The organism is Streptomyces triticirhizae, from assembly GCF_003696235.1.
Lineage (GTDB): Bacteria > Actinomycetota > Actinomycetes > Streptomycetales > Streptomycetaceae > Streptomyces > Streptomyces triticirhizae.
The window spans coordinates 19,677-29,250 of record NZ_RFFJ01000064.1; the positions used below are offsets into that span (position 1 = coordinate 19,677).

Below are 9,574 nucleotides of genomic sequence, written 5' to 3' on the forward strand. Positions count from 1 at the left end.
ACGCCCTTTCGTGATCGGTCGGTTGGCCGGGCGGGGTGGGAACGGGTCAGGCGAGCAGCGCGGCCAGCCAGCGGGCCTCCCGTTCGGCCGTGTACGCGGCGTCGCGCAGCCAGACCTCGCCGTGGCCCTCGCGCCACAGCGTGGTCCACGGCTCCTCGCCGAGCGCCGAGCGGTCGCGCAGGAAGTCGTGCATCGCGCGGGTGCGGGCGGTCAACAGGGGGGCCAGCGCGCGGCGTTGGGCCTCGTCGAGGCCATAGGCGTCGACGAGCGTCCGCAGCCGGCGGGCGGCCGTCGCGTCGGGGTGGGTGAACGCCGGGTTGGCGGAGAGCGGGACGAAGCCGTGGGCCGCGTACGCGAGGTCGCCGAGGCGGGTGCCGGGGCCCGCGCCGTCCCAGTCGATGAACTGCCAGCCGCCGTCACCGCCGGCGTCCAGCTCCCCGTCCGGGGGCAGGATCAGGTTCCAGGGCGCCAGGTCGTGGTGGACGATCTGTTCGGCGCCGTCCGGCGGGATCAGCCGCTGCCAGGCGGCGTCGGGCGGCGGGGTGAACGAGGCGGCGGCGTCGTGGAGTTCGCGGATCAGCCGGCCGACGCGGGCCAGCCGGTGCTCGGGGTCGAGCAGCGCGAACCGGTCGGGCCAGGCCGGGCCGCCCGGCGCGAACGTGAGGACCTCGCGCCCCCGTTCGTCGATGCCCAACGGGCGGGGCGCGCCGGCGAAGCCGACGGAGCGCAGATGGTCGAGCAGGGCGTGGACGGCCGGGGTCCAGGGCCCGGCGGGTCGGCGCACGGTGTCGCCGACCCTGACCACGTTCGCGCTGACATTGCCGCCGGTCAGCGGGGTTTCGTGGGCGCCGGAAGGAGGTTCGGGGCGTTCGGGGCCCGGGTGCGGTGGGGTCATCGCGGACGAGTGTGGCAGCCGGAGCCGCCGGGCGCGCGGCAATAACCCGCTGGCGCGCCACCCGCCGGCGCGCACCCGCCTCGCGCGCCCCGGCGGCCCGCCCGCCCCGCCCGTTCGCTACTCGGCCAGCGGCACCGTCGTCTCGGCGCCGTCCGGCCAGCTCACCACGGCCGTCAACACGCCCGTCCCCGCATCGCGGAACGCGACCGAGGGCGCGGGCGGCAGGCCCGCGTCCGGCTCGGTCACGCCGAGGAAGACCGCGACCGCGTGCAGCGGCCCCGCGCCCCGGTAGGCGGGCGTCGCGCTGTGCGGGCCGAACGCGTTGGCGCCCTCCGCCCGGTGCACGGTGACCTCGCCGCCCCCGCCCGGGTGGAGCGGGACGACCGCGCTGGTCAGCCCGTCCTCGCGGCGCACCGCGCCCTCGGCCAGGAGGGCCGGCGGGCCGCTCGCGGCCAGCGCGTGGCCGCCGACCAACACCCGCTGCCCGCCGTCCGGTTGCCCGACCCGGGCCAGCCGCACCTCCCACGGCCCGCGCGGCACGGCGACGGTCAGCACCCAGGGCCCGCGCGCCCAGCCCTCGCGGTCCGAGGAGTCGCCCGGCCAGTGCGCGCGGTGCCGGGAGACGGCGAACTCCTCGGTGAGCGCGACCCGTTGGAACGGGCTGCGGTGCGCGGGAACGCCGTCCGCGTCCAGCGGCGTGACCTGGCCGTCGAACGCGACGCCCTCCCGGTGGTCGCCGTCCCGCTGGTGGTTGTCGCGCTCCGGGTCGGGCGGCGGCGTCGCGCCCAACTCGGGCCCGGTGTGGGTGGTGTAGGCGAAGCGGCCGTAGAACGGGTCGTCGCGGGCGGGCAGTTCGGGCGGGGTGTGGTCGGTGCCGTGGTTGGCGACCCGCACCACGCCGTCGGCGGCTGTGCCCGTCACCAGCCAGCCGGGCGCCGGCAGGGCGCGGGTGAAGTCGCCGCGTTCCACCGGGAGTTCCTCCTCGGTCGCGGTCCACACCGGGTGGTCGGCCGGCAGCAGCAGGCCGGCCATGCCCTTGCTGGCCCAGTACGGGGAGGCGGGCCCGGAGTACATCTGCCGAACGCGTTCGAAGCGGCGGTGCCAGCCCAGCGACAGGATGTCGTTCTCCTCCGTCGCGCCCCGGTCGAGGAAGTGGCGCACCATCCCGGAGACGATCCGCCGGGTGCGGCCCGGCGGCAGCGGGCTCGCGTCGAAGAGCGCGCCGGTCCAGAACGGGGCCGCCGCCGCGAACCGGTAGGTCAGGGACCGGCCCTGGAACAGCGGCCCGCCGTCGGCGGCGACCAGGTGCTCGGCGTCGGCGAGGAAGAGGCGCAGCCGCGCCCGGTACCGGTCGGCGAGCCCCGGCTCGGCCTCGGCGCCGGAGATCCGCGTGTACCAGAGCGGGTAGAGGTGCATCGCCCAGGCGTTGTAGTAGTCGAAGTTGCGGAACTCGCCGCGCCGGTAGGCGCCGTCCGCGTACCAGCCGCCGCCCGCGTACCAGCCCTCGGTCTCGTCGATGGCGTACGCGATGTCGCTGGCCTGGTACGGCGCGCCGACCGAGCGGAGGAACGCGGCGACGGTCGCGCGGAACCACACCCAGTTGTTCTCCGGGACCCACACGTCGGCGAGTTCGGAGAGCCAGGCCACGGCCCGCTCCTGGACCCCGGGGTCCAGCCGGTCCCACAGCAGGGCGCGGGTCTCGTGGAGCCCGATGGCGACGGAGGCGGCCTCGACCCTGGCCTGTCCCAGCTCGGCCGGCCGGGGCCAGGCGTGCGGGTGCGCCGGGTCGGTGCCGGCGGCCAGGCCCTCCGCGTAGGGCGCCAACAGCTCGGGGGCGCGCGGGTCTTCGAGGTTCGCGCCCCCGGTGCGGAACGCCGCCAGCAGGAAGGTGCGGGCGTAGCCCTCCAGGCCGTCGCTGGCCTTTCCGGAGCGGCTGGGCGGCCCGGGCAGGTGGATCAGGGAGTTGCCCGGCGTCGCGTGCGGGCGCACGGCGGCCAGCAGCCGGTCCGCCGTCGCCAGCCAGTGCTCCCTGGTCCAGCCGGTGTGCGGGGAGAGCGCCAGGTCCTGGTGCCCGTCGGTCACTTGATGCCACCTTCGGTCAGTCCGGCCCGCCAGCGGCGCTGGAGCGGGATGAAGAGCAGGATCAGCGGAATGGTGGCGACGGCGGAGCCGACGACGACCATCCGCGTGTAGTCGGGGTTCTGGCCCACGCCGGTGTTCCAGGTGAACAGGCCCTGGCCCAGCGTGAACAGGTCGTTGTTGGTGATCATGACCATCGGGAGGAAGAAGTTGTTCCAGATGGCGATGAACTGGAACAGGAAGATGGTCAGCGCGCCGGGACCCATCAGCCGCAGGCCGACGGAGAAGAACGTGCGCAGCTCGCTGGCTCCGTCCATGCGGGCCGACTCCAGCAGCTCGTTGGGTATCGCGCCGGAGGAGTAGGCGCGCGCCAGGTAGACGCCGAACGGGTTGACCATCACGGGGATCAGCACCGACCACATGGTGTCCGTCATGCGGATCTCGGACATCATGAGGTACATCGGCACCACGATCGCGGTGTGCGGGACCAGCACCCCGGCGATGACCAGGCCGTACCACTTCTCCCGGCCCCGGAACTCGAACTTGTCGAACGCGTAGCCGGCGGCCACCGACAGCAGCGTGGCGACGGCGGCGCCGCCGAACGCGTAGATCGCGGTGTTCAGCAGCCAGCGGCCGTAGAGCCCGCCGTCCTGCGCGAACAGGTCCCTGATGTTGTCCAGGACATGGAACCCGCCCGAGGGCGCGAACCCGTTGCTGCCGTAGAGGTCGGGCAGCGTCTTGGTGACGCCGAACAGCAGCCAGACCAGCGGCATCAGGGTGTAGAGCGCGGCGAGGGCGCACAGCAGCGTGGCAAAGGAACGCCGCATCCACCAGGCCCGGTCGCCGGTGCCGACCTGGGTTCCCAGGGTGCTCATCGCAGTGCCCTTCTGTTGGAGAGCTTGGTGACGGTGAAGGACAGAACGCCGGCCAGGACCGCGACCAGGACGGAGACGGTGGCGGCGTAGTGGTAGTCGTTGGACTGGAAGGCGGCCGTGTAGGACAGCATGTTGGGCGTCCAGGTGCTGGAGACCGAGCTGTTGCCCGAGGCCTGGAGGATGTAGGGCTCGGTGAACAGCTGGAGCGAGCCGATGATGGTGAAGAGCGTCGCCACCACCATCGCCGGCATCACCTGCGGCAGCTTGATCCGCAGCCCGATGCGGGACTCGCTGGCGCCGTCGAGGCGGGCGGCCTCGATGGTGGAGCGGGGAATCGCCTGGAGCGCGACGAAGATCAGCACCACGTTGAAGCCGAGGTTGCCCCAGACGGCGATGTTCACCAGGGAGAACAGCACGGTCGCGCCGTGCAGGAAGTCGATCTCCCAGCCGAACACCTCAAGGCCGTCCAACAGCGGGCTCAGGCCCGGGGTGTAGAGGTAGAGCCAGACGATGGAGGCGATGAGGCCCGGCACGATGTGCGGCAGGAAGAGCACGGTCTGCCAGGTCTTGCGGAACGCGGTGACCGCGCTGTCCAGCAGCAGCGCGAAGAGCGCGGCGAACGCGATCAGCAGCGGGACGTAGACCAGCCCGTAGAGCAGCACCCGCCCGACACCCTGGAGGAACTCGGCGTCGCTGAGCGCCCTGGTGTAGTTGTCGAAGCCGGCGAAGACCTTCTTGGGCCCGTCCCAGCCGATCCCGTCGAAGCGTTCACGGAAGAAGCTGAGACCGAAGGCGTAGAGGATCGGGCCGAGGTAGGTGAAGGCGAAGAGGACGAAGAACGGTCCGAGCAGCAGCGGGACCGTGGAACGACGTTTTCTGGTCGTGCCGCCCGCGCCCCGGGGGGTCCGGGTTGAGGTGAGTGAGGCCATGGGGTGTCCCGTGGGTCGAGTCGGGTCGAGTCGAGTCGGCTTGAGCCGGGTCGGTCTTGGCCGGATCGCGTCGCGGGGCGCGCGGCGGCCGGTGGGCCGCTAGTCGGCGACGTTGTAGCCACGGAGGCGGAGTTGGTCGACGACGGTGTCCTGCCAGCCGGTGATCGCGCGTTCCAGGCCGCCGGGTTGGCCGGCGCGGGCGCTGGTCGCGTTGCCGAGGCGGGCGAAGCTCTCCGTCATGTCGGGGCCCCACTCCCATGCGGGGTTGATCTCCTGGGCCGCGGCCGAGGTGACCTCGGGCAGGTTCATGCCCTCGACCCACTCGTTGACCGAGCTGACCTCGGTGGCCCAGGTCTCCTGGAGGTTGACGTTGGCCGGGTAGGCGGTGGAGACGGGGGCGGCGGCGGCCACCGCGTCGGGCGAGGTGGAGACCCAACGGGCGAACTCCATGGCCGCGTCCGGGTGCGGGGAGCCGACGGGCAGGGCCATGGTGGAGCCGCCGAAGTTGCCGGCGGTCGGCTCGTCGTCCCACCGGGGCATCGGCGCGACGTCGAACTTGCCGGCGAGTTCGGGCAGGAAGCGGGAGAGGTTGGCGGCGGACCAGGGCGCGCCGATCAGGGTGAGCGAACGGCCCTGCTGGAGGTCGGTGATGTGCTTCTCGGCGTACATCGGCTCGGAGGTGACCAGTCCGTCGGCGATCAGCTCGTCCCAGTAGGAGGCCATCCGCCGGGTGTTCTCGTCCGTGGTGTTGACCGACCACTCGCCGCTGGAGGTGTCGAACCACTCGGCGCCGGCCTGCCAGGCCAGGGCGGAGAGCAGCCCGGAGTCGTTGTGGCCGAAGGTGGTGAGGAACGCGTCCGGCCGCTGCTCCTGGAGCCGCTCGGCCGTGGCGCGGAACTCCTCCCAGGTCTCCGGCGGCGTCAGGCCGTACTCCTCGAAGAGGTCGGCCCGGTAGAACAGCACGGTCGGGGCGACGTCCTTGGGCAGCGCGTAGACCTCGTCGCCCGAGGGGGAGACCAACTCCCAGGTCCACTCCGGGTACTGGTCGGCCAGCTCCTCCACGTCCCAGTCGGTGATCGGCTGGATCAGGTCCTGCGTGATGAAGCTGTTGAGCTGCGGATACTCCACGGTCATGATGTCGGGCGCCTTGCCAGCCCGGACCGCGTTGAACATCTTCGCGTACCCGCCGTCACCGCCGCCCGGTATGAGCTGGAAGTCGACCTGGACGTCGTCGTGGGTCTCGTTGAACCGGTCGACGATCTCCTGGGAGCCGGAGATCCAGGACCAGTAGGTGATCGTGGTGGGCCCGTCGTCGGAGGAACCACCGGTGAGCGCGCAGGAGGTGAGCAGGGCACCTGCTGCCGCTGTGGTCAGGATGCTCCGCAACGTCGCATGGCATCGGCGAGGAAACACGAACGGCTCCGCTTCCTTGGGTGACGGATGCCTGCACCCTGAACCAGCTTCGATCACGAGTCAAGGGAAGTGTGCAAAAACGTTGATGAGTATCTACGAACAACCATTAAGCTCTACGATCAACCGAGAGGGGTTGCCCAGATGCTCGTAGAACAACGGCAGGAGCTGCTGCTGCGCGAGTTGCGCGCCAGCGGTGCCGTGCGCGTCGCCGAACTCGCCGCCCGCTTCGGGGTGTCGGCCGGCACCATCAGGCGGGACCTGGCCGAGTTGGCGGAGCTGGGGCGACTGACCAAGGTGCGCGGCGGGGCGATACTCGCCGGGCCGCGCGACGAGCCGTCCGCGACGGCGGGGCAGCCGGGGCGCCCGACGCCGCCCGCCGAGCCGCCGGCCGCCGCCCCGACGCCCGAGCCGCCGCCGACTCCCGCCGCTCCCGCGGCGGAGCGCACCATCGGGCTGCTGGTCCCCTCGGCCACCTACTACTATCCGAGCGTGGTCGCCGGGGTGCGCTCGGTGGCCGGCCGCCGGAACACCCGCATCGTGATCGGGCTGACCCAGTACGACAGCCCGCGCGACATCCAGCAGATCGACGAGCTGTGCGCCACCGGCGCCGCCGGGCTGCTGATCGCCTCCACCGGCGGCCACCACCTGCCGGCCCCCACGCTGGAGCGGCTGCGCGCCACCGGACTGCCGTTCGTGCTCCTGGAGCGGCGGCCCGAAGATCCCTACGAACCCTGCGAGTTCGTGGTCTCCGACCACCGGCTCGGCGCCTTCAACGCGCTGCGCCAGCTGCACGGACTCGGCCACCGCTCGGTGGGGCTCTACCTCAACGAGACGCCCACGGCGCCGCTGATCCGCGAGGGCTACCAGCACGCCGTGGAGCGGCTCGGTCTGGACCCCGGGGCGCCGGCGATCAACGGCGGCCGGCCCTCACCCGACGCGCGGGGCGCCGACCGGCGGTACGACGCGTTCATCGACGCGCTGCTGGCGAACGGGACCCGCGCCGCGCTGGTGCACTCCGACTACGACGCGATAGAGCTGCTCCAGAGGCTGCGCGCCCGGGGCGTGCACACGCCCAGCGAGATGGCGCTGATCGCCTACGACGACGAGATCGCCTCGCTCGCCGAGGTGCCGCTGACGGCGGTCGCGCCGGCCAAGCGGCTGCTGGGCGAGGTCGCGGCGCAGCTGCTGCTGGACCGGATGGACACCCCGCCGGACGCCGGCCCGTTGGCCACCCGGCACGTGGTGCTCCACCCGCGCCTGACCATCCGCGACTCCTGCGGCAGCAGGCCGCCGGCGCAACCGGCGGGGCAGCTGTCGGGCGGCGCCGACGCCTGAACGCGGGCGGTCCGCGACCCCTGGGGCGGGTCGCGGACCGGCCGGTCGGCCGTTCCTTCGGGCCTGCGGAAGACTCAGGAACAGGTGTCGAGGTGCGAGTGCGTGATGTTGGTGACGTCGCCGGCCACATGGCCGGTCAGGCCGTCCGCGTTGAAGCGGACCCAGTACCACCACTTGCCGTCGGCGCCCCACCGCTTGCGGGTGGCGGTGATGGACTCGCCCTGGATGGTGGTCCACGGCTTCTTGCCGGAGAACGGGTTGACCCGCGTCCAGACCGAGTGCCCGCCGTGCACCACGCCGGTGACGGCGGAGACGGAGGGCTGCCCGGCGGCGGGCTGTGCGGCGGCGGGCTGTTGGGCCGTGGGCCGCTCGGCCGGGGCGGCCGAGGCGGCCTGCGGCGCCAGCACGGACAGGGTGAGCGTCGCCACGCCCAGTGCTGCGGTGGTGGCGAGTCGGGTGCGGAGTGCCAACGGTCGTGCCATCGGTGCGTCCTTCGCGTCGAGTTGAGGCCCCGGGGGCCGGAACCACGGGAAGTCTTGCCAGCGCGAGCCGCCCGGCGATGCGGCCTGCGCGCACTCCGCTATGCGCTGGGCGCACCGACCGGAACGGGGCGCGCGGCAAGGGCCTCGCGCCGGTAGGCGCCCGGCGGGAGGCCGTAGGCGGCCCGAAAGGCGCGCCCAAAGTCCGAGGGGCGCGTGAAACCCCACCGCGCGCCGATGCTGCCGACCGGGGTGTCGGCGAGCGCCGGGTCCAACAGATCGCGGCGGCAACGCTCCAGCCGCAGCGCGCGGATGGCGGCGGCGACCCCGCCCGACGGCTGGAAGATCCGGTGCAGATAGCGCACCGAGATATGGTGCGCCGCCGCGACGTTCGCCGGGTCGAGCCCGGGATCGGCCAGCCGCCGCTCGATATGCGCGCCGATCCGCAGCCGCAGCACGTCGGCGCCGGCCGGCGACGGCGGCTCGGCCGGGTCCAACCGCCGCTCGACCACCGCCGTCACCAGGTCGGTGACCAACACCCCGAGCCGCCCCGCGTCGCTGGGCCCCCAGCCGGACCCCGCCCCGCCGGCCACCGGCCCGATCAGATCCAGCAGCAGCCGCCGCAGCAGGGTGACCGCCGGATCGTCACCCGGCAGCCGACGCCCGAACAACGGCCGTAATCGGCCTCACTGCCACGGCAGTTGACCGGTCGGCAGCTGGAGCACCACCGAACCGGTGGACAGCGCCGGCGGCACCCGGGCGACAAACGGCTGGGTGGTGTCGTAGAGCACCATGTCGCCCGGCCACAGCCGGGTCGGCGGGCCGTCGAGCGCGATGCTCTGGCGACCGTGCGGGATCAACCCGACCTGGTACCAGCCCGGGTCCAGCTCCCTGATCTGCCGAGGCGTCCGCTTCGCGACCAGCGCCCGGTACTCCATGGCGTTGACCCGCACCGGACCCAGCGCGCCGGCGCGTAACACCCCCCGAAACGCCGACCGTTCAGGACCGGTCGGCAGCGGCTCCTGCGTGGTGACGACCACGCCCCGGCTGACGCACTCCCGCCAGGCGGCGAACCGCTCCTCGGCCGCGGCGACCTGGTCCGTGTGAAAAACCGTACGCAGCATCGTTCTCCCCCTCCCCGGAACCCCGGGCCCGGGGGGCCCGGGGGGCCCGGGGGGCCCGGGGTCGACGAGCGTAGGCAACGCCGGTGAACGGAACCCCCCGTTGGGAGGCTCCCCCGGTGAACCTTTGCCCCCCGACGGCCCGCCGCCTGGTGGTGTGCCCTGGGTCGGCGGCGGGTGGGCCGTTGCCTGGCGGCGCGCCTCGGGTTGGCGGCTGGCGGCGCGCCTCGAGTTGGCGACCGGTGGGGCGTTGCTCGGTGCGTGGGCTCCGGAGGGCAACCTCGCGTCGCTTGCCGGGCGTTGCCCGTTGGGCGCCGGGACACCGCCGATCGGTCGGGACGAACGTGCGCGCCTGCCGCCGACACGTTGGCCACTCGCCGGGGCGCATCGCCTGCCGCGCCTGCCGCGCGGGGCGGCCCGCGCCCCCGCCCGCCGCGCGCAGCGGCCC

The 9,574-nt window shown here is 73.3% G+C and carries 9 protein-coding genes; 1 reads left to right on the forward strand and 8 read right to left on the reverse strand.

Going from position 1 to position 9,574, the window contains the following annotated elements:
- Positions 1-46: 46 nt before the first annotated feature.
- The 5 genes from EBN88_RS13685 to EBN88_RS13705 all read right to left on the reverse strand — a co-directional run bounded on the left by EBN88_RS13685 (position 47) and on the right by EBN88_RS13705 (position 6,164).
- Positions 47-895, reverse strand: coding sequence for a phosphotransferase enzyme family protein (locus EBN88_RS13685; protein ID WP_122184143.1), 849 nt, complete (start codon positions 893-895; stop codon positions 47-49).
- A gap of 117 nt (positions 896-1,012) precedes the next feature.
- A complete protein-coding gene (locus tag EBN88_RS13690; protein WP_122184144.1) occupies positions 1,013-2,977 on the reverse strand; it encodes a DUF2264 domain-containing protein in 1,965 nt (654 codons plus the stop codon).
- Positions 2,974-3,849 carry a carbohydrate ABC transporter permease gene (locus tag EBN88_RS13695; RefSeq protein WP_122184145.1) on the reverse strand — a complete coding sequence of 292 codons (876 nt, stop codon included), beginning with the start codon at positions 3,847-3,849 and terminating at the stop codon, positions 2,974-2,976. The genes EBN88_RS13690 and EBN88_RS13695 overlap by 4 nt, the downstream gene beginning before the upstream one ends.
- Positions 3,846-4,778 carry a carbohydrate ABC transporter permease gene (locus tag EBN88_RS13700; protein ID WP_122184146.1) on the reverse strand — a complete coding sequence of 311 codons (933 nt, stop codon included), beginning with the start codon at positions 4,776-4,778 and terminating at the stop codon, positions 3,846-3,848. The genes EBN88_RS13695 and EBN88_RS13700 overlap by 4 nt, the downstream gene beginning before the upstream one ends.
- Before the next feature lie 99 nt (positions 4,779-4,877).
- Positions 4,878-6,164 carry an ABC transporter substrate-binding protein gene (locus EBN88_RS13705; RefSeq protein ID WP_158621368.1) on the reverse strand — a complete coding sequence of 429 codons (1,287 nt, stop codon included), beginning with the start codon at positions 6,162-6,164 and terminating at the stop codon, positions 4,878-4,880.
- A gap of 168 nt (positions 6,165-6,332) precedes the next feature.
- On the opposite strand from EBN88_RS13705, the gene EBN88_RS13710 reads away from it, so the two are divergent.
- Positions 6,333-7,526 carry a substrate-binding domain-containing protein gene (locus EBN88_RS13710; protein ID WP_122184148.1) on the forward strand — a complete coding sequence of 398 codons (1,194 nt, stop codon included), beginning with the start codon at positions 6,333-6,335 and terminating at the stop codon, positions 7,524-7,526.
- A 74-nt stretch (positions 7,527-7,600) separates the two neighbouring features.
- Here EBN88_RS13710 and EBN88_RS13715 read toward each other — a convergent pair whose 3' ends face one another.
- The 3 genes from EBN88_RS13715 to EBN88_RS13725 form a co-directional block, all read right to left on the reverse strand.
- Positions 7,601-8,008 carry a hypothetical protein gene (locus EBN88_RS13715; RefSeq protein ID WP_122184149.1) on the reverse strand — a complete coding sequence of 136 codons (408 nt, stop codon included), beginning with the start codon at positions 8,006-8,008 and terminating at the stop codon, positions 7,601-7,603.
- 98 nt (positions 8,009-8,106) lie between these two features.
- Complete coding sequence (locus tag EBN88_RS13720; RefSeq protein ID WP_122184150.1) at positions 8,107-8,676, reverse strand: helix-turn-helix domain-containing protein; 570 nt, start codon at positions 8,674-8,676, stop codon at positions 8,107-8,109.
- A 15-nt stretch (positions 8,677-8,691) separates the two neighbouring features.
- On the reverse strand, positions 8,692-9,129 hold the full coding sequence (locus tag EBN88_RS13725; RefSeq protein ID WP_122184151.1) for an AraC-like ligand-binding domain-containing protein: 438 nt from the start codon (positions 9,127-9,129) through the stop codon (positions 8,692-8,694).
- Positions 9,130-9,574: the final 445 nt, after the last annotated feature.

Bases quoted from the DNA above. Each gene is read 5' to 3' on its own strand.
- EBN88_RS13685 (WP_122184143.1), bottom strand. From the start codon at position 895: ATGACCCCACCGCACCCGGGCCCCGAACGCCCCGAACCTCCTTCCGGC.
- EBN88_RS13700 (WP_122184146.1), bottom strand. From the start codon at position 4,778: ATGGCCTCACTCACCTCAACCCGGACCCCCCGGGGCGCGGGCGGCACG.
- EBN88_RS13715 (WP_122184149.1), bottom strand. From the start codon at position 8,008: ATGGCACGACCGTTGGCACTCCGCACCCGACTCGCCACCACCGCAGCA.
- EBN88_RS13695 (WP_122184145.1), bottom strand. From the start codon at position 3,849: ATGAGCACCCTGGGAACCCAGGTCGGCACCGGCGACCGGGCCTGGTGG.
- EBN88_RS13725 (WP_122184151.1), bottom strand. From the start codon at position 9,129: ATGCTGCGTACGGTTTTTCACACGGACCAGGTCGCCGCGGCCGAGGAG.
- EBN88_RS13710 (WP_122184148.1), top strand. From the start codon at position 6,333: ATGCTCGTAGAACAACGGCAGGAGCTGCTGCTGCGCGAGTTGCGCGCC.